Here is a 329-nt window from a genome sequence, read left to right as displayed (position 1 = left end):
CATTTTGGGGAGCCCCGGAAATGGCAATATCGTGCACATGCTATTGATAGGTATCAAAGCTGTCGTCAACTGCAAGAACTATTCCCGGCACACATTCTCCTGATTGTTTCGCAATCACCGGAATGGATGAAAATCCGGCAAAGTATCCTCCGTATCCTACGGCTCCGCTTCCCCCTGCAATACCTGCAGTTACGGCTTTTGTAGAGTTCACCGTGATATTACCCGTTAGTCCGGGTATAGAGTAGGTTACCCAGTTTGAGGTACCCTGAACAGGATACGGTCCCTGTGCTGCCGTTGGTGTGATTGGGGCGCCACTCCCTGTATTATAA

1 protein-coding gene is annotated in these 329 nt (G+C 49.8%); it reads right to left on the bottom strand.

From position 1 onward, the window contains the following. Nucleotides 1-40 precede the first annotated feature (40 nt). Nucleotides 41-329, bottom strand: a 289-nt coding sequence (locus ACPYOJ_RS34945) for a hypothetical protein (RefSeq protein ID WP_481420320.1), incomplete at its 5' end; no start/stop codon positions are given.

The organism is Rhizobium sp. SVR5-9E (assembly GCF_056755095.1).
Note: the sequence above shows the minus strand (reverse complement) of the source record. Positions and strands in the feature narration are given on the sequence as shown.